At 42.0% G+C, this 18740-nt stretch carries 16 protein-coding genes; 13 read left to right on the top strand and 3 right to left on the bottom strand.

The annotated features are described in order from the left end of the window. Positions 1–81: 81 nt before the first annotated feature. From AC3B6P_RS09985 to AC3B6P_RS09950, 8 genes are all read left to right on the top strand, one after another. The gene (locus AC3B6P_RS09985; protein ID WP_489805996.1) at positions 82–537 is read left to right on the top strand and encodes a hypothetical protein; all 456 of its coding nucleotides are present in this window, start codon (positions 82–84) and stop codon (positions 535–537) included. A gap of 1534 nt (positions 538–2071) precedes the next feature. Further along, positions 2072–4033, top strand: a complete 1962-nt coding sequence (locus AC3B6P_RS09980) for an ATP-dependent helicase (RefSeq protein WP_489805995.1) — start codon at positions 2072–2074, stop codon at positions 4031–4033. Positions 4034–4059: 26 nt separating this feature from the next. Beyond that, positions 4060–4389, top strand: coding sequence for a hypothetical protein (locus AC3B6P_RS09975; protein ID WP_489805994.1), 330 nt, complete (start codon positions 4060–4062; stop codon positions 4387–4389). A gap of 123 nt (positions 4390–4512) precedes the next feature. Then, positions 4513–5688, top strand: a complete 1176-nt coding sequence (locus AC3B6P_RS09970) for a hypothetical protein (protein ID WP_489805993.1) — start codon at positions 4513–4515, stop codon at positions 5686–5688. A gap of 181 nt (positions 5689–5869) precedes the next feature. Continuing rightward, positions 5870–6856, top strand: coding sequence for an AcrVA2 family anti-CRISPR protein (locus tag AC3B6P_RS09965; protein ID WP_489805992.1), 987 nt, complete (start codon positions 5870–5872; stop codon positions 6854–6856). Positions 6857–7575: 719 nt separating this feature from the next. Beyond that, positions 7576–8334: a DUF3560 domain-containing protein gene (locus AC3B6P_RS09960; protein WP_489805991.1), complete on the top strand. Its 759-nt coding sequence runs from the start codon at positions 7576–7578 to the stop codon at positions 8332–8334. A 589-nt stretch (positions 8335–8923) separates the two neighbouring features. Beyond that, positions 8924–10786 carry a ParB/RepB/Spo0J family partition protein gene (locus AC3B6P_RS09955; protein WP_489805990.1) on the top strand — a complete coding sequence of 621 codons (1863 nt, stop codon included), beginning with the start codon at positions 8924–8926 and terminating at the stop codon, positions 10784–10786. An 842-nt stretch (positions 10787–11628) separates the two neighbouring features. Further along, a complete protein-coding gene (locus tag AC3B6P_RS09950; RefSeq protein WP_489805989.1) occupies positions 11629–12021 on the top strand; it encodes a hypothetical protein in 393 nt (130 codons plus the stop codon). Positions 12022–12137: 116 nt separating this feature from the next. Here AC3B6P_RS09950 and AC3B6P_RS09945 read toward each other — a convergent pair whose 3' ends face one another. Continuing rightward, positions 12138–12425: a hypothetical protein gene (locus AC3B6P_RS09945; protein WP_489805988.1), complete on the bottom strand. Its 288-nt coding sequence runs from the start codon at positions 12423–12425 to the stop codon at positions 12138–12140. Between the two features lie 644 nt (positions 12426–13069). On the opposite strand from AC3B6P_RS09945, the gene AC3B6P_RS09940 reads away from it, so the two are divergent. The 4 genes from AC3B6P_RS09940 to AC3B6P_RS09925 all read left to right on the top strand — a co-directional run bounded on the left by AC3B6P_RS09940 (position 13070) and on the right by AC3B6P_RS09925 (position 15561). Then, positions 13070–13933, top strand: coding sequence for a DUF4942 domain-containing protein (locus AC3B6P_RS09940; RefSeq protein ID WP_489805987.1), 864 nt, complete (start codon positions 13070–13072; stop codon positions 13931–13933). A gap of 16 nt (positions 13934–13949) precedes the next feature. After that, complete coding sequence (locus tag AC3B6P_RS09935; protein WP_489805986.1) at positions 13950–14240, top strand: hypothetical protein; 291 nt, start codon at positions 13950–13952, stop codon at positions 14238–14240. A 7-nt stretch (positions 14241–14247) separates the two neighbouring features. Further along, positions 14248–14397, top strand: a complete 150-nt coding sequence (locus AC3B6P_RS09930; RefSeq protein ID WP_489805985.1) for a hypothetical protein — start codon at positions 14248–14250, stop codon at positions 14395–14397. Positions 14398–14925: 528 nt separating this feature from the next. Then, positions 14926–15561 carry a hypothetical protein gene (locus AC3B6P_RS09925; RefSeq protein ID WP_489805984.1) on the top strand — a complete coding sequence of 212 codons (636 nt, stop codon included), beginning with the start codon at positions 14926–14928 and terminating at the stop codon, positions 15559–15561. 497 nt (positions 15562–16058) lie between these two features. Here the strand turns inward: AC3B6P_RS09925 and AC3B6P_RS09920 are convergent, their stop codons facing one another. Both AC3B6P_RS09920 and AC3B6P_RS09915 read right to left on the bottom strand, forming a co-directional pair. Further along, the gene (locus AC3B6P_RS09920; protein ID WP_489805983.1) at positions 16059–16364 is read right to left on the bottom strand and encodes a hypothetical protein; all 306 of its coding nucleotides are present in this window, start codon (positions 16362–16364) and stop codon (positions 16059–16061) included. A gap of 303 nt (positions 16365–16667) precedes the next feature. After that, a complete protein-coding gene (locus tag AC3B6P_RS09915) occupies positions 16668–16889 on the bottom strand; it encodes a helix-turn-helix domain-containing protein (protein WP_489805982.1) in 222 nt (73 codons plus the stop codon). Positions 16890–17761: 872 nt separating this feature from the next. Here AC3B6P_RS09915 and AC3B6P_RS09910 point away from each other — a divergent pair. After that, the gene (locus AC3B6P_RS09910; protein ID WP_489805981.1) at positions 17762–18730 is read left to right on the top strand and encodes a DUF3991 domain-containing protein; all 969 of its coding nucleotides are present in this window, start codon (positions 17762–17764) and stop codon (positions 18728–18730) included. Positions 18731–18740 lie beyond the last annotated feature (10 nt).

Genomic DNA, 18740 nt, shown 5'->3' with positions numbered 1-18740 from the left:
GCCCCAATATATAATAATGCTCAACAGACTCACAAACAGTTAACATATGCTCCGTAGTTGTAATGAAATTAGGAATTTTATATGGCTCCCGAGAATTCTGCAAAAAAGATTGATCTTTATAGGAATGCTTTAATAGAGGTGAAGGAGATGGTTAGGAAGTACCCTTCAACTGTTTTAGAGTTGTACGATAATGGTAATGATACTGTTAAGGAATATCTCCCGATGATTTTAGATGAATTGCTTCAAGCCGGAGAAATAGTCCCTCTGGGACATACAGTTTATAGTCGTGTCCCGTGGAACCCGGCAGGCAGAGCTGTTATGCCTGCTCCTGTAAAAGAACTGATTTATGCCTTTCTGACACGAGTTCAGAATGAGTATGACTTATCGGTGAGATTGAATATCCCAGAGGAAGCTGTGAGAAAAAGTCTTCTTGAGTTAGTCAAGGATGGTTTAGTGATTGAAAAGGATGGAAATTACCGAATTGTTTCTAAAATGGAAAAAAAACATATAATAGCTGGTAGCCATAATCGGTTATAATAATGACTTTTACAGATATTCAGAAATTGCCTTTACGACGTCAACTTCAAATCATAGGATGGCCCATTAGACAAGCAGAACGAAGATCTTCGTATACTAGAGATACGATTAGACGATGGTTAATTGGGACATATGAAGCTGATGAAAGTTTTTTATCCTGGATAAATAAACTAGCATATGGTCATTATAAATTATATGGACCGCTTTCTAAGCATGTAAGAGGGATTGGCAACCGACCATGTTTTGTGGGTAGGGATATAATGAATGCTATGATTATTATTGGTTGGTCAGAAAGGGAACTGGCGAGAAGGTTATGTGTTCATAGGACATCTCTTAGGCGTGGTCTTGAAGGTAAAATCTCTTTGTCGCCGAGAGAAAGCCGATGGTTAGACGATTTGTGTGATCTGCATAGATCATACCCACGTCCTATTTGAGTAGGATAGATAAATTCTCTTAACGATTAATTTTAATAAGAAAATGGATCGAGATTTCTCTCGATCCATTTAACAGTTTATTTCCCACTTGAGACTTTCCATATTTTGCTATCTCTAGCAAAATAAAAAAATATCACACTTTAATTTAAAGTAAAAATTATTATTATTATTATTTCTAATTTACTTTAGATAACTTTTATGAAGATAAAATCTTCGTATTTGATTGCAGTTGTCTGTGTGTGGTGGGTATTTCTAATGGCATGGTAGCTATAACAATGCAGCTTATGGTGCCAGTTTGAGTTGTTTTTCTGTCTGATTTATATGGCCTTGGCCTTTCTGAAACGGGGTTAGTTCACGCCTGTTGTCCACGCTTACCACATATTACCCACCGGAACGCCGCGCTATAAGGGCGCGCTTATCCGGTGGGTAATATGCTCCGCTTCGCTCCGGCCCTAAAGGGCTGGAAAGCGTGGACAACCTGAAGCTCTGATCAAGCTTCCTGTTTGATTATATCGGCACTATATTTCACCAGACAGCCTACGGCTGGCCTACGGCGCTCCCGCTCTGCGCTCGCTCTGGTCTGTAGAATTTTTCCGATACTTATGTCGTATTTGCATTAAAGAAGTTGTTATGTGTAATATTTATTTGTAAAGATTAATTATTATAAATATAGTATTTATATTTTGGTAATTTAATATTAGGTTTAATGCCCCTCCTATATTAAATAAAAATACAAATTTAATGAAATAAGTACGTTTTTTATATTGCAAAATGTAGTCTATTTTGCTACATTTTTAATTGCAGAAAGAGATTTTCTTTCTGTTAGGGGTCTAACACTCCTCTGAAATTAAAAGGAAAAAAACGTAATGATTAGATTAAAACAATTTCTTACTCACAAAAAACGTCAGGTATTCTTTTCCTATCGGTTTTGTGGGACTGTCAGCTCAAATGCAGAACTGACCGCAATCCTGAGTGAGGCCGTAAATATGGCCTACACATTATAATCATACATTTGAATGGAATGGTCGGGGAAACCCGGCCATTTCATGTGGGTTGGGACCGTTAATCAATATTACGGCAAAGTTAAGGATGCACTAAAAATGGGCGATCTAACTGAAACACAGTTGACCGCATCGCAGCTTGAAGGGCCTGTTGTTGTTCTGGCCGGGGCTGGTACTGGAAAAACACGAACATTAGTAGCCGGAATACTGGACCGCATTAACAGGCGTCATATAGACCCTGGTAATATTCTGGCCGTGACATTCACCAATAAAGCAGCGCAGGAAATGAGGCTTCGGCTCTCAAAACAACTTGACCCCTCTCTCATTCCCAGATGGGTTGGCACGTTTCATAGTCACGGTTACGCCCAGATCAGTCGTTTCCCGGAAATCGCCTCTCTGGCACCAGGTGTTACGGTCGCTGATGACCGGCAGGCCAAGAAGATTTTAAAGAAATTGCTTGAGGATTATAAAGATTTTTCCTCTTTTCCAGACCTGGTTGATCGCTATCGCGATGAGATAAATATTAACGAGAAGACATTTTCATTTGTCTTTAACCGAATATGCGCATTTAAGGAAAACCTTATTGAGCCTCACCAGGTGCAAGATTTTGTTCGACAGAAACTTGAGACGGGTTATGGTTGTAAAAATTCCCTTTATAACCGCGTCTGGCTTGCAGCCGCCGCTATTTACCCGGTATATCAGGCAGCATTAAGGGCAGAAAATCTGGCGGATTTTTCTGATCTTCTTTTATGGCCGACACTGGCTATGTCACGTGATGAGCGGTTTCGGAGATATTGGGCTAAAATTTTCCAGTATGTCCTGGTCGATGAATTTCAGGATGTTAATTTTATCCAGTATAATTGGTTGAAACTGATTGTCAGGGATCATAATGAGATCTTCGCTGTCGGGGATGATGCGCAGGCGATCTATGGGTTCCGGGGCGCAAAGGTCCAATATATTCGGGAGTTTAAAGAGAACTTTCCAGACGCCACCGTTATATCTCTGGAAGAAAATTTCCGGTCAACAGGGAATATCCTTACAGCCGCCAATGGCATTATTCGGCCTGATGGGGTTAAAAAAACTCTGTACACCAAGGCTGATGCCGGAGAAAAAATCAGTCTGGTTCAGTTTGCTGATGCCGAGAAAGAGGCTGAAGGTGTCGCAAAGAAAATTCTCGATCTTCGTCATTCACAAGGGGAGAGTTTCAATGATTTTGCAATCCTTTACCGCAATAATAGTTTGTCCAGGTTGTTCGAGGAAGCGTTGAGAAAAGCTCATATTCCCTATGAGCTGGTCAAGGATTTTTCTTTCTGGGGCCGTGAGGTTGTCAAGGACTCAATAGCGCTGCTTGAGTGCTATTTATTTCCTGATGACGTTCGTTCAAATGAATCATTCTGCCGGATTGTCAATAAACCTGCCCGTGCCGTGGGTCCGAAAAAAATCGAGAAAATTCAGGCGCTGGCTGAAGAAGCGAAGATTTCATTATTTCAGGCGGCAGAATTATTTTCGTCGCGCACAAAAGCCAAAAGTAATGAAAAGTTGAGGCTTTTCCTTGATCTGATCAGAAATTACAAACCAGAAAATCCAAATGCTCATATTTCATTCAGATTGAGTGAATTGCTCAATTTGACAGGGTATCGAGATATGTGCCGAACAAGACGGAAAAGTGAGGATGACGATCTCGCCAATATTGATGAACTTATTGAAGTTCTGAAGGATTATGATGACGTAGAAGACTTTTTCCAGCATGCTAAGCTCGATTGTCTGCCTGAAGGAACGCAGAAAGTAAAGCTCATGACCATCCATGCCTCTAAAGGAATGGAGTTCAAGAATGTTTTCTTGATCGGATGGGAGGCGCAGATCATTCCTAGTCCCCGTAGTGAGATCCCAAATGAAGAGCGGCGTCTGGCCTATGTCGCCATTACAAGAGCAGAGAAATTTCTGGCAATTACGTGGAGTAAATTTCGTAACAATAAAAGCGCTGATGCCAGCCGGTTTATTTATGAATTGCCTAGTGAAGTCGTTCAAAAGCAGTCGTGGGATTGTGACGCTGATGACTGAAAATTAAGGTAAAGAAGAAGAAAATTATGAGAGAAACTGTGCAAATATCGTTTCATGTTACGGGTGATGAGAAACGCCAGATAGATCACTATTGTCTGTCGCACAATATAACGATTGTGACTCTGATATTGCAGGCATTTAGAGTGATGGGGGTTCATGTGCCGAGCTATATTTATAGCTCGGTCAGACGGAGCGAATTTCCTGATGATAAATCATATAAAGATATGGAAAGCATAAGGGTTCGCATTCCTAAAGAAGTAAATTCATCATTAAGATACAATATGTCAATAAAAAAATGTAAAATGAAAGCTTTATTATTTGATGGTTTGTATAAAAATGGAGTATTTAAATATTAAAAAAGAAAATAAATACGTTTTTGTATTGTAAAATGTAGTCTATTTTGCTACATTTTTAATTGCAGAAAGAAATTTTCTTTCTGTCATGGGTTTAACACTCCCCTGAATTAAAAGGAAAAAATAATGGCTTTAAATTACGATTCCATACGGACTGTAACGATTAGTCTGGGTCAATATCGGTCCTATATTCAGAAACTGTATAGATACCGTATGTTGCAAAAAGAAGGATTCTTCTCAATAGCTGGTGAAGCTGGTGAATATCTTGAAACGTGCGGGGATAATGAAGATGCAATTAAAGAAGCTGTGCTGGATAATTACTATAATCACCACCTATTTAAGGATGCCGATTACAACAATCGGAAAGATTCTTACATAACAATCACCAGAGATCGTTTTCGGGAATTAATTATTGTCGAAAAGAAAATTGACCTTATTAATAGGTGGGCTATTGGTGGTAGCTATTATATAAAAGAAGGTTCTGTCAGTCAGGATATCTATAACAAGGTTGAAGCAATTTACTTCCCTATCAAATTTCACGGGCAACCTGCCTATAATAAACGGCCTCCGTTTTTGGAATTTATGGCAAAAGAAACTGAAAGTGACACCGTTGAGCTTCAAGAACCTGACGTAAATCCCGAAACAGAGGAATTGGTTCAGAAATTCATTGCCCTGGGAGGAAAGGAATGGGTCCAGGGTAGTAAGCGCCGGATTTATTTTAATAGCGATTTTCTGGCAGATTTAACGCTCTTGCGCCTCTCTAATTATGCCAGGTTTTATTTTGATGTGCCTACAATGAAATTTATGGCGACTGATATGAAAGATGAGGCCAAGCTTGAAATATCCAGGGCGATCATGGAGCAGTTGGGGACGCCCCGCTTATTAAAACGGTTCATATTGGTCGATATTGAGACAGATACGGTCATGGGGGATGTTGAAGCCCTGAATCCCCATGAGGCTATTGAGGATTATCGCCGGAGTGAGCAGCAACGCGAAGAATGTTATGTCCAGGTTACGTCTACTCATGGTGCGCCTGCCGGTGGTTATGTTGTTTATGAGGCTCTAAAAGAACGTAAGGAACTCGAATTTGATAAGCCGGATCTCGTTCGTAAAGAGTGTCTTCAGGCCGGTGTGTTTGCTGTTGATACCGGCCATATAGATCGTGTTTATATCGTTGAATCTGAGGATAATGACCAGAAGAAGCGGGTTAAAACCCTCATGAAATCTTCTTATGAGGATGTTTTCCTTGTTGATGATAAAGTATATCTTCAGAAGAGATTCCCATTTGATGGGAATGCTTGAGGTATAAAGTTAAGATAGTCAAATGGCCAGACTATCGCCTGGCCATTTGACTATGATAGTAATGAAACCTAATTTGAGACTGTGTTGCTCTTTTGCCACTATTGGCAAGACTTACTATAGCATAGTCAGTCTTGATGGAAAGATTAATATTTATTTATTTTAAATTAGTTAGGACATGAAAATGTCAGATATTTCTCCAGTTGATTGGCTCACAATATATGACGAAAAATATCCTCTCATGGGTGATCAAGTTCAATTCCTTCTCGATAATAAAGGAAAAAATGGTATTCCAGATTGGCCTCAATGGTGTTTCCTTCCAATAAATGGATGGTTCTCTGTCGTGCGTCGTACTTTTAATATTACCAATAATATGCCCTGTAACCTTGTTCCTGATGTTTATCGTCTCGCTGCTATCGGATCATGGCGGTATAGTCAGGGTATCTATCGTTTTGATGAGTCTTTACTTGAAGCTCTTAAAAACACTCCCATTACTCGCAAATTTTCATCCGATATTTTCTTACGCTTGCCTGAATGGTCTATTTACGTTGAAACACCGGGTTTCATGTTCCCAGAGCCTTTTTTAGCTCCGGTTTTTGGTTTCTGGGTTCATCTCATATACGACGAAGATCCAGGCGCTCATTCCCAATTACGCTTCCTTTTCAATATGCTCGTTCAAAATGAAATTTTTCTATTGCCATTCCCTTTTAATCTTGAGTGCAATTCTCTTGAGGATGCCGTCAACGATTTCTTCTGCAACATTCACGATATGTTCCCTGATCTTCCTCATAATATAACTTCAAAATTCAATAGCTATCAAAAGGGCATGGCCCTTTCTATTGCTCCTTTCCTCTCTCTCGTTCTTTATCTCTGTTCTCATTCCCCTGAGATAGACGATCAGGCTTTCTCTTCTTCTCCCATTTATGCAAAACCTTTAAAAACCCATTCCGGTTTTCGGTGGATGCCTCCTTTTGACGTCGCTATTAGAAAGGTCGGTAATCATATCGGTAAAAATATTCGCGCAGTTTATGAGGCCGCTGATCTCTTGTCAGATCTTCAGATAAAAGAAAAATTCCGTAACCCTCGGTGGAACTTTTTTTATCTCGCCCAGAACTCGGGTAAAGCATCATTTATCTGTCGTTGGTCCCCTCCGCATATCATCAAGCTATAACACGTCCTCTTTTCCCTTGATCTTCTCTTGCTTTCCCTTTATGATCCTCCCAGAAAAAGCGTTGTTCTTATTTCCTTTAGTGTCATCGTTTTTTCCTTTTATTTTAAATAAAAGTGTTACCCAGACCCCGTCTCTCTTTTGAGCGGGGTTTGTGGTTTTTAGCTCCCTATTTACTCTTTCTCTCTTTTCATGTCATATTCTTCTCGATCATAGTGAAAAATCTTTTTTCTCTCTGATTAGGATTAGTTTCCAGGCTCTGTCTTTCATTAGGCAGGGCCTGTTTCTTTTTCGGTGTGCTCTTCTGGGCGTCTCACAGGCTTAACGCCTGTGACCGCGCTCTACTGCGCGCCTATGGCGCTCCGCCAAGCCCCCTTCAGGGTCTTGGCCCTTACGGGTAACGATCGTTGACGCTGTCTTATACCGCAGATCTCGACACGGCCAGACAGCCTTTCAGGCTGGCCTGCGGCTCTCCTGCTCCGCACTCGATCTGACTTGTGAGTAATTGCATAATACTAATTGATTAAATGCTTAAAAGTAAGTGTTTTGTGTGTAATTTATTATGTCAAATATAATAAAACACTCTTTTGTGAATAGTTTATGTTATAATTTTATTGTATTTTTATTGATTAATTATTTGTTTTCATGTATTTATATAATGACAAAAGATAAACATTCTTTTGTTGAGGTTTAACACTCCTCTGAAACTAAAAGGAAATGTCATGAATACTTATGAAATGAAGCAGGAAAAACGCCGTGAGCGTCTTTACCATCTCGCTAATCAGGCGGAAGAACAAGCGTTAACAGCCTCCGTGGAAGGTAATCGCCTTCTTGCCATCATTCCTCCGGGGCAACCTATTCATGTTGGTCATTACAGCGAAAAAGCAGATAGGGCCTTACGGGCCAGAATTAACGATAAATTTGCCAGATCAGTAAGCCTATCCCAAAAAGCTGAAGATCTCAGGGAAAAAGTCGAAACTGTTGGACGCGGAGGAATTTCAAGCGATGACCCGGACGCTGTTATCAAGTTAGAGAAAAAACTCGCCCAAGCTATTGAGGTCTTAGAGAAAGCCAAAGAAGAAAATAAGCTTGCAAGGAAAGCTGACCGGGACGCGCTAAAGGCGCTCGGTAATAGCGAAAGAGAAATTGATGATCTCATTAGATTTAGGGGACACGGACCCGTTATAATGGGTAATAAGAGGGCAAATGTTAAACGCATTGAAGAGCGCATTGCTCATCTAAAGAAACTCGCCCAGAGAAATGATGTTGAAAAGGTTTTTGACGGCTTCACTTACCGTGAAGACATCGCCGAAAATCGCATCATGTTTATTTTTGAAAGCAAGCCTGATGATAAAGCGCGTGACATTTTAAAAGGTAAAGCCTTTAAATGGTCTCCGAACCGGGGCGCCTGGGTGCGGAAACTTTCAAATAGTGCTCTTTGGGCCGCCCGTGATGTTATTGTGAAACTCAGTCCATCTTGATTGATGTAAGGTGAGCTATAAAGCTCACCTTATTTTTTAACGGCCCTGGTTGTCCCAAACTTGGGCCATTCGCGCTTGTTCTCCACGCTTACCACACATTATCCACCGGAACGCCTGCGCTATTGGGGCGCGCTTATCCGGTGGATAATGTGCTCCGCTACGCTCCGGCCCTAAAGGGCTGGAAAGCATGGATAACCTCATAAGGCCATGAGTGCCAGAATTAGCGATTAAGTCAAATGGTAGGTCCTCGCCATGCTCCCCCTACGGGGTGCGCGTGGCTGTGCGTGGCTCTGGTCCCGGCCGCCACTACGTGGCCGCCGCATTTGACTAAATCGCTAATCCCGGCAGTCCTGAAGGTGTCGGGACGAAAGGCGTCGCTGCGCTATCCTTTCGTCCCTTACGCTCCGCTAAGGGTCGAACAAAAGGCTGGTATTTTTTATTGCGCTTTACAAGTGGTTTTTTTTGGCAGAAAACTGCGATTTTTTCACATTCTATGCTTGTTTTTTCTTATTATATGTGGCATATAATAAGGCATGACGAAAGGCCAGATGGTCTGGCTTTACGGTCATACAAATAGGAGGGTAAGCCTATGTCAAATACCACCACAAAAACAGGTGATAAAACCACTGTTTTGGCGCGTGAAATCCCCTTTAATCGCTTGTTCCGTTCTGAAAAAAACGTCCGTAAAACTGACGCAGCGGCAGGAATCGAGGAATTGGCAGCAAGCATTAAATCAAACGGTCAGCTTCAGAACCTTGTGGTAGAAAAGGTTGGGAACAAGTTCGGTGTTGTTGCCGGTGGCCGCCGCTTGCAAGCTATTGCTTTGCTGGTAGAGCGTGGCGATCTCCCGAAAACAACGCCAGTTCTTTGCCGCGAGGTTACGGCCGACGATGCCCATGAAGCCAGTCTTGCCGAAAATGTCTTGCAAATTGCCATGCACCCGGCAGATCAGTTTTTAGCTTTTGCGCAAATGATAGATAACGGGTTGAGCGTTGAAGAGGTGGCAAACCGTTTCGGTACTACGGTATCAATCGTGAATAAGCGTCTGAAGCTGGCCCGTGTCTCGCCTAATGTAATGGCTGCGTATCGTGAGGGTAAATTATCACTCGAAATCGTCATGGCCTTTACGATCACGGACAACCATGACGATCAGGATGCCTTGTTGCAGTGGATTGACTCGTTACATTACACCCCCACGCCCGAAAACATTCGTTCACGTCTGTTGTCGGATCAGAAACTCCGCTCAGATGCGGTTTTGGTAAAATTCGTTACACTGGACGCATATCAGGCCGCAGGTGGTTATATTGCCGCTGACCTGTTCTCTGAGTATTCATATTTGCTGGATATGCCCTTGCTGCATAAACTGGCTGAAGAAAAACTTGCACGACTGAAAACGGAAATCCTAGCGGATGGATGGTCATGGGTTGAACTGGCTGAAACAACGCCGAGTTGGGCATATTACGCGCCGCGTGTCTATCCAGAAGGTCAGCCACTTCCCCCAGAATCGCAGGCTGAAATGGATACGTTGACAGCTCGCTATGAGGAATTGGTGGCTATAGCCGAACAGTCAGAGTTCACAGACGCACAGGAAGACGAGCTGCGCAACATTGAACAAGCCCAAAACCAGATAATGAAACGGTTTCAGAAATATACCGACAAGCAGAAAGCGGGGGCCGGCGTCATCGTTTTGACAGGGACTTACAATATAGGCTCAGTCCATTATGGCATAAGCAAGCCGGTTTCTCAAAAGGACAAGAAACGTGCCAATTCTGAAACGGGAGAAGAAGCGGTCATTCCAGACTCTGTTTCAATTCCTGCGAGCCTCCGTAACGAATTGTACGATATCCGCACTTCTTCTCTTCAGGCCGCATTATCGAAAGACCCGGTAATGATTTTGCGGGCGCTGGTATTTTCCTTGTTTTCTGAAGCTCACAAAACTGTAATTCCCGTGGAAATTCACACGGCTCTCTCGGAAAAGCATAACGAAAATAAAGCGTTAAATGCTGCCCAAGCCTTCGTCACTTCAGTACAAAACCCTTCAGAGATGCCACAGCCTGACAAACTCTGGCCGTGGCTATTGATGAAGAAAGAAAGTGAATTAGTTCGGCTTCTTGCGAGCGCGGTCATTAGTGGCATCACAGCCAGAAATCAGAACTGGATGGAAACCGAGACAGATCAAATGGATGCTGCGGGACGTATTGCTCAAACCATTGGCCTAAACGTTCTGGATTGGTGGAAACCCGATGCTGACAACCTGTTCTCACGTTTACCAAAAGTGCTTATTGCCGATTTTATGCAGGACATGGGGGAAGTGCCCAAGGATTGGCAGAAGATGAAGCGCGCTGATTTGGCGATTGCCGCAGCACAGAAAGCTCAAGAAACGGGCTGGCTACCTAAATTTATGAGAACCCCAGCTTCATCAGTTCCAGAGGAAAAATCCGAAACGGCATAAACTTTTTGGAAGCTCTGGGTCCTAACAGACCCAGAGCTTCAATTTTAGGATTGCAAATGACAACGTTATGCGTCAAAAAAAGAAGATCAGCACGCTTCACCAATTACGGTCTGGCTTCTTGGCTTACCCTCCATTTTGCCTTGAAGCGTGTTGGTCTCCCCCCCCCAAAGCTGATAGTGAAAATAACTTCAACTATGTGCTTGTTATGCTCTATTATATGCATCATATAATAGAGCATAACAAAAGATCAGGTGTTCTGGCTTCTCGATCTTAAAATAGGAGGGTAAGCCTATGACAAATACAGCAGGAGGGGCTTGTGGTTTTTTATGGAAATATTCAGAATAAAAACTAGAACGGCCAAGCGAAAACTTGGCCGTTCGTTTAGCGCTCAATATTATTTTAACTTACATATAAGGTTCTATAGCTCTCATAGTAAATGAAAATTATGATTAATGTCAATATATATATGGATAAATATGTTTTATTTTAATAAATACGACAAATTTTATATAACAGCACAAACTTAGGACCGGGTTCTATTCCGCGCCTTTGGCGCTCCACCAAGCCCCCTACGGGGTCTTGGCCCTAACGGGTAACGATCCCTGACGCGCTCCCTCATAAACACTTTGCATATGACAGGCAGCTCTCGCCCTGGACGTTCAGGATGGTCGGGTAAAAGGCTGATGTTTTTCATTTTTTTTGCATTTTTTACTTGTCTTCTATTATATGTGGCATATAATAGAATAACGAAAGGCCAGATTGGCTGGCTATGAACCTCAAAGCCAATCTCATTGAGCCTGGCAGTAAAGTGATTTATCTATACCCAACGAATTGACGCTGTGATGACCGGTCTTGATAAAACAAAAAAACTGACTTACTTCGATATTCCCGCTGATGTGCGGGGGCAGATTGAGCTTTACGTTAATAACAATAACACCTCTTTGCAGCACACTATTTTGCTCGCTCTTTCAAAAATGGGGGTGCATGTCGAACAGGACGATCTCACCGTCTTGCGGAAACGTCACCTGAAACCTCGTACGTCAAAGAAAGATGGGCCTGTTGGTCTCTCAGTTTACATCCCAAATTATGTCCGCATTAGTGCTGAAGAGATTCTTCGCAATACCCCTAACATGCGGCTGGTTAATCTCTTGTTGGCTGGCTTGCAGAAGTTGGGCTTGACGGTTGACGATCAGTTTTTAACTGCTGGTTTTTCTTGGATCTCGTTTAGGCCATAAATCAAGCCTCATAGGTGAGGCACTTTGTCTCTTCCTCTGATAGCTCTCTGGGCGCCTCTCAGGCTTATGCCTGGAACCAAGATGCCCCATGACGGCTTGGGATGGTCGGGTCATTATTACCTCTTTGAGGAATTATGATTATGTTCTTTAATATTTTCTTTTATAAGTTCGTTTATTTTGTCGTTAACATCTTTCAGAATTGTTTCCGCCTCTTCGTAGGTTGGTTTAATATCAGATGTAAATAATGCATACGATGAGGCTCCCCTAATGTAACCCTCAACTAACCATTCAAAATGGTCAGCAATTAATTTATCTGCGTTAATACTTTTTAATTGTATTAGAAGCATATAAAATATTTTTTGAGTGACGTCTTCAATAAAAGCCTCTCGTGATTCTCTGCTCATGACTATACATCCTCCATTTCCTATCAAATTTTACGGTTAGTTTATGTAATATACCATCCGAATTTCAGCTAAGACTTCAATAGCTCTGATTTAATTTTGGTCATTTAAAGATCAGTACTTCGTATTTTGTGTAGAGTATCTGAAACATCGTATTCAAAATCAACTATCGTTGCGTCCCCCTGGCATGCCAGGGGCCACGCTCTACTCCGCGCCTATGGCGCTCCACCAAGCCCCCTTCAGGGTCTTGGCCCTTACGGGTAACGATCGCTGACGCAGCTCACTCTACGGACAATCTCACAGCCTCACAGGGCCTCTCTTCTGTATCAGCTCCGGTATGTGCCAGAATTAGCGATTAAGTAAAATGGTTGGTCCTCGCCATGCTCCCCCTTCGGGGTCCGCGTGGCTCTGGTCCCGGCTGCCACTACGTGGCCGCCGCATTTGACTAAATCGCTAATCCCGGCAGTCCTGAAACTGTCGGGACGAAAGGCGTCACTGCATTCGCTTTCGTCCCTTACGCTCCGCTAAGGGTCGAACAAAAGGCTAATGTTTTTAATTAATTACATAAATAATAAAAATAAATATTAAATAATAATGAAATTATTTTATTTACAATATAAGTATATTGTTGACTTAATATTATATTTTTGATAAAAAATTTTATCAACAAAGCGTTGATAGGTTGGCCCTCACCAAGAAGGGCAAGGAATTATATTATGACAAAAGTGCCAATGCTAAAAGCTGATCTCAATATGATTGATGAAAACCGCTCTAAGGCGATTTCATTATTTGAAGAAGCATGGGGACTCATAAAACAGGCTCAAACGTGTGTCGAGGTCGCTTCAATGGGAGACCGTTATGACATTCTGGAGTGGCGTAACTATTATGATCTTTTAATAAGAAAGTCTTCTAACAATAAATTTGATAAAGGCGCTTTAACCAAAGCTATTGATGAAAAGATTTGGTCCAACCTTCTTATTAAAAGTCCTCTCTGGGCCTTGTTGGATGATGAAGGGAAAGATGCCTTTAGGCGTGATATGGAAAAATCTCCCATCGAAGCCAATAAAGAAAATATCATTTCAACATTAAGGAACCTTCAGGAAAACGCCGATCTTTACTTTGAACGGGGGGTCGTAAATATCTTTCGCCGATTAAGCGGAATTTACAAATCTCATGACCCATTTGAAATTAAGAAAAAGGTCATTATAAAAATCTTTTACGGACCTTATAGGTTTTCAACAGACAATACGTCTCAATTAGTTGACCTTGACCGTGTCGCCCATGTTCTGAATGGCAAAGTTTTCTCTTCGGATTATTCCTATGGGCTTGTGGGCGCTGTGCGAGAGGCTAAAAAAACTTTCGGAACATTTGAAACCGATTATTTTTCTGGCAAAGTTTGCAAAAATGGTAACGCTCATATTGAAATCAAACAGCCTGAGCTTGTAAAACAGATTAATCGCATCATTGCTCATTTTTGCGGTGCGGTTATCCCTTCCAAAAAACCCGTATGAACTCTATAAGGAGTTCATGACAACCGCTACTAAAGTGCGACGTAGACACGTCGCACTTTCCCCTTCTTCCTTCAAGATCGGTGATACCCTTTGGCTTATTGAGTGCCAGGATAATAAGGGCTGCTTTTGGCATATCGTTCAATATGACAAGCCTTTTGTTCAACGACCATCAGGATGGATTAAGACCATAAATGGCGTTTCTTTTTCCCTCATTGGTAAAGCTGTCATTTCAGAACTTGGCCGGGAACCTGGGACTGTTCGATATAAACGCTTGAAATGCGATACGTCTTTTTTTGAAATAAGGTAATGATAAAATGGAAAAGATTTCACAAGTTCTTGTAAAACTTTTCTCAGATGTTCTTGCTGCCTACGGTCGCGTTGCTTATGTGATGGCTATCATGGCGCTCTGCACATTCATGGTGGTTGAACATGATGAGGCAATGCGACCTCCTATGGCATCGTAGTCACTGGAACTGTCTTTGTGTCTCTCTACAGAAAGACGCTCTATGTCTGGTGCCTTCCCTTTTGTTGGATCTTCTCAAAAAAAGACAAGCATGAAATAATTGGCGGTTCCTAAGGGCGTCTCACAGGCTAACGCCTGTGACCGCGCTCTACTCCGCGCCTATAGCGCTCCGCCAAGCCCCCTTCAGGATCTTGGCCCTTACGGGTAACGATCGCTGACGCTATCCTTATTTCTCGATCACGACACCGCCAGACAGCCTTTCAGGCTGGCCTACGGCTCTCCTGCTCTGCACTCGATCTGGCTTGTATTGACTTTTATAATATAAACTACGTATTTGCCGAAATAATAAAAGTGTTGTGCTTGATAAATACTCTTTAATTGATAATAATTAAGGAAAGTATTGGCGTATTTAATATTTTTATATTGACTTTATTTTTTATTTGTCGTATGTTTATAATAACAAAAGGAAGTAAATTCTTTTTTTAAGAGTCTAAACACTACTCTTATTTTAAATAAAGGGAATATTGTTATGCAGTGTGTGAAATTAGCCCCCGTGTTCGAGGCAGAAAAAATTCTTAAAGTTTTCGCTGATGAGCGGCTTAATCTGGATAATTTAAAAGCTGTTCTTCGTTATGACAATACAACGGGAGATTTTGATGATGTTTTTGACATCCTGCCCGAATTGAAGATCGAGCCTTTTCGGAGGTTAGAAACAAGCCTCAATGGAGCATTATTCCATAATTTTTGCACGGCTTTTAACAATATTTTTGAGGCGTGCCTGCCATTTACTCCTCTCTATAAACTAAAAAGCGAGTTAGCTTGCCAAATTATTGTCAGATCAATTGTCAGATCAAAAGTTACGCGGGATGCTATTCAGCATTATTTTGAGAGATCTGAATATGAGGGGTATGCTGGTCGGGTTTCCAGATATTGGGATGCGTTCGTCGAAATTAATATAGATGAGCAAAATGACCGGCTTAAAAATGATAACGAGTATTGGAAAAACTCATTGATGAATGAAGAGTGGTTTCAGGTGGCTCTTAATGCCTATAACGCAAATCCAGATCAATTGATTTACCCAGAGGATGACTGTAATCCATTCATTAATGACGCTGATATTCCAGAAAAACCAGAAAGAATGCCATTTTTTGGGTTTAAGGAATAATTTTTAAAAGTTTCTGTCCAGATTGTGACATATCTGGGCAGTTTTCTTTCTCTTTTGCCCACGCTTACCACATATTATCCACCGGAACGCCGCGCTATAAGGGCGCGCTTATCCGGTGGGTAATATGCTCCGCTTCGCTCCGGCCCTAAAGGGCTGGAAAGCGTGGACAACCTGACGGGGCATTTTTGTTTGGGGCCGCTCTTTACACTCATTAGTAGATCGTTTATACACAAACTACTTCCCCATTTTATGGGGATGAACCACTTTTTGATTTAAGAAAAGTATGTGGTGCATACAACTTCCCTGTATCTGCGGGGATTTTTTTATCTGAAAATCATATTCTTCTGGGCGTCTCACAGAAGAACGCCTGTGACCGCTGGCGATCTAATATGAGCTTGGATTCTATTCTCGCTGATGGCTTGGAGTTTGCTGCTCCGGGCCTTCGTTATATCCGTGCGCATGATCGGTCGAAACGACAAAAAAGGAAACCATCGACCTTACTTCTCTGATTTCTTTTTCTTTTCTTCTTCAGCTTCTATTACTTGCCGAATGTAATTTTCCCACATTCCAGATCTAACAGCTTCCTTTGCGATATTAATCAAATCAGAAATTGGGTCTATAAAAGCATTACTAACTTTTGCATCAACTTGAGTTTCAATTGTAACAGAATAAGTATATCCATCAGCCGGTTTTTTTGTTGATTCTTCAAACACTTTCACGTATATATCATTATTATCTCTACATACTCGCACTTGATAATCTAAATTATTGTGAGAAAATTTTTCTATTACTTTTACTGTCATTTATATAATCCTTAATTAATTATGATTTATTTATGGTAGTCTCAATCTCAATCTAAAACAACATCAATTTGCTTCTTGCCGTGCATGGCCTACCTGGGCGTCTCCCTGCCCTATCGGGCATGGACCGCGCTCTACTCCGCGCCTACGGCGCTCCACCAAGCCCCCTTCAGGGTCTTGGCCCTAACGGGTAACGATCGCTGACGCAGCTCACTCTACGGACAACCTCACGGCCACGCGAGATCTCTCTTCTGTATCAGGGCCGGTAAGGGTCGAACAAAAGGCTCTTATGAGCTTTCTCCTTTTCTACTGTTTGGATTGCGGAGTATGAGATGTTTTGACAGGAACGGGATTCTTTTCCAGATAAGCCAAGATTCCGGTTGTCCAGTCAGCCATTTCCGGGGGGAGAGGGGTTCTGCCCCGCATCCAACTTCTTACAGTTTCTTCAGAGTAATGAGATTTTTTTGCAAACTCGCTTCTTGATAAGCCGAGTTTTTCTAAAAGTGTTCTGAAATGGTTTTCCGGCATTTTTAATCTTTCTACAAATAGGGACCAATTGACAGGCCAATCGTTAATCCAACTATGGCCGCAGCAACGTAAATAATTTGTCGATTTTCTCGATTAGAGAGCCAATAGGCTAAATTATCCATTTCATCATCCCTTTCGTTGGGAGGAAGCGTAAGCTTCCTCCCTGTCTCGCCTTATTTGCAGACGTGACGACTGATAAACGTCCCCACAGCAATAGCCGTAGTGACGATGGTGCAAACAATGCGCACAACGTCTATTACTAATTTAATTGAGGATAGTTTTTCAGGTTTCATGGGATTCCTCCATTACTGCCGAGGATAATTCCATCGGCTCAATTATTATGGCATTTTTGCACGGTTGGTACAAGATATATTTTCAATTTTTGCAAAAAAAACGCCAAACTGCCAATTTGGCAGCTTAGTCATATTCATGGTCCCGGTCGTCCTCTGTCTCAGCGCCGTGTGTGCCGGGATTAGCGATTAAGTAAAATGGTTGGTCCTCGCCATGCTCGCCATGCTCCCCCTACGGGGTGCGCGTGGCTGTGCGTGGCTCTGGTCCCGGCCGCCACTACGTGGCCGCCGCATTTGACTAAATCGCTAATCCCGGCAGTCCTGAAATTGTCGGGACGAAAGGCGTCGCTGCGCTATCCTTTCGCCCCTGACGCTCCGCTAAGGGTCGAACAAAAGGCTTTCGATTTTCTTTCTTTTTAGCAAGAAAAAATCATATAAGAAAGTTCAATAAATGGCGGTTTTCTGCCGTTTTTCTTGTGTTTTTCCTTGCTAAAAGTGAGCCATTATGCTAGCTTGAAATTACTGAATTGGTGATATGTTTCTTTTAAATCACAACTAATTTTTAGCGGATGAAAAAGTAAAATGAATCATTTTAAGACATTTACTGAACAAGACGTTGAGGCAGTAAAATCCGGGGTTTCTTGTGCCTATATTCTTGAACAATTCGGATTTAATATTGATAAAAAAGCAAGTTCACAAAACAATCAAAAATATAAAAGGGGATCTCCATCCGATAAAATTATTATCCTCAATCATCAAGGAAAAGGTTGGTGGAACGCTCTCGCGGATGAAAAAGGGGACGTAATTGATCTCTATAAGCTCTTGTCGGGAAAATCCTACCCTGTTGCAATGGGAGATTTGACCAAATTAATTGGTTTTTTACCAAAAAATGTTCCTTATGTTGACCCCCTTAAATCGAGTGAAAGGGGAGATGCTGATACTTTGAGTCCCAGACAACGCTGGTTAAAAAAACGCATCTTGTTCAAAAATTCCGATATGTGGAATTACCTAGTCAAAACCAGATGTTTATCCGAGCGTATTGTTCGTATGGCCGTCAATACCAATGTGATCCGTGATGGGTGGAAATCAATCTGGTTTGCTCATACCAATGACGAGGGCATCGTTACTGGTGCTGAATTGCGTGGACCTGACACACATCTCTGTCTTGCACATACCGAAAAACGTCTCTTCAGGTTTCAACCCAATCCAAAATTGCCAGTGAAACGCTTTATCATTACTGAAGCGGCAATTGATGCGTTGTCTTTTGCTAGTTTGGACGATGAAATGGCTCCCGACACATTATATGCGTCCACTGCTGGGGGAATGAGCAATACAACCATTGATTCCATAAAGAACATATTAGAGAAAATGCAAAAAATTCCGGGTTCGGAATTTATTATCGCTACAGACGATGATCGTGCAGGAGATATTTTTGCTGATCGTCTCTTGGGGTTTGCTCTGGAATATGGCGTACAAACCTATCGCAGACTGCCCCCTGGTCGGGCAAAGGATTTTAATCAGGCCCTGAAGAACAAGATGATATCTGCCTAATTGTATGAAA

This window comes from Aristophania sp. ESL1142, from assembly GCF_058107345.1.
Note: the sequence above shows the minus strand (reverse complement) of the source record. Positions and strands in the feature narration are given on the sequence as shown.

Bases quoted from the DNA above. Each gene is read 5' to 3' on its own strand.
- AC3B6P_RS09985 (WP_489805996.1), top strand. From the start codon at position 82: ATGGCTCCCGAGAATTCTGCAAAAAAGATTGATCTTTATAGGAATGCT.
- AC3B6P_RS09945 (WP_489805988.1), bottom strand. From the start codon at position 12,425: ATGAGCAGAGAATCACGAGAGGCTTTTATTGAAGACGTCACTCAAAAA.
- AC3B6P_RS09930 (WP_489805985.1), top strand. From the start codon at position 14,248: ATGGAAAAGATTTCACAAGTTCTTGTAAAACTTTTCTCAGATGTTCTT.
- AC3B6P_RS09920 (WP_489805983.1), bottom strand. From the start codon at position 16,364: ATGACAGTAAAAGTAATAGAAAAATTTTCTCACAATAATTTAGATTAT.
- AC3B6P_RS09910 (WP_489805981.1), top strand. From the start codon at position 17,762: ATGAATCATTTTAAGACATTTACTGAACAAGACGTTGAGGCAGTAAAA.
- AC3B6P_RS09915 (WP_489805982.1), bottom strand. From the start codon at position 16,889: ATGCCGGAAAACCATTTCAGAACACTTTTAGAAAAACTCGGCTTATCA.
- AC3B6P_RS09950 (WP_489805989.1), top strand. From the start codon at position 11,629: ATGACCGGTCTTGATAAAACAAAAAAACTGACTTACTTCGATATTCCC.
- AC3B6P_RS09970 (WP_489805993.1), top strand. From the start codon at position 4,513: ATGGCTTTAAATTACGATTCCATACGGACTGTAACGATTAGTCTGGGT.
- AC3B6P_RS09980 (WP_489805995.1), top strand. From the start codon at position 2,072: ATGGGCGATCTAACTGAAACACAGTTGACCGCATCGCAGCTTGAAGGG.
- AC3B6P_RS09965 (WP_489805992.1), top strand. From the start codon at position 5,870: ATGTCAGATATTTCTCCAGTTGATTGGCTCACAATATATGACGAAAAA.
- AC3B6P_RS09960 (WP_489805991.1), top strand. From the start codon at position 7,576: ATGAATACTTATGAAATGAAGCAGGAAAAACGCCGTGAGCGTCTTTAC.
- AC3B6P_RS09975 (WP_489805994.1), top strand. From the start codon at position 4,060: ATGAGAGAAACTGTGCAAATATCGTTTCATGTTACGGGTGATGAGAAA.
- AC3B6P_RS09955 (WP_489805990.1), top strand. From the start codon at position 8,924: ATGTCAAATACCACCACAAAAACAGGTGATAAAACCACTGTTTTGGCG.
- AC3B6P_RS09935 (WP_489805986.1), top strand. From the start codon at position 13,950: ATGACAACCGCTACTAAAGTGCGACGTAGACACGTCGCACTTTCCCCT.
- AC3B6P_RS09925 (WP_489805984.1), top strand. From the start codon at position 14,926: ATGCAGTGTGTGAAATTAGCCCCCGTGTTCGAGGCAGAAAAAATTCTT.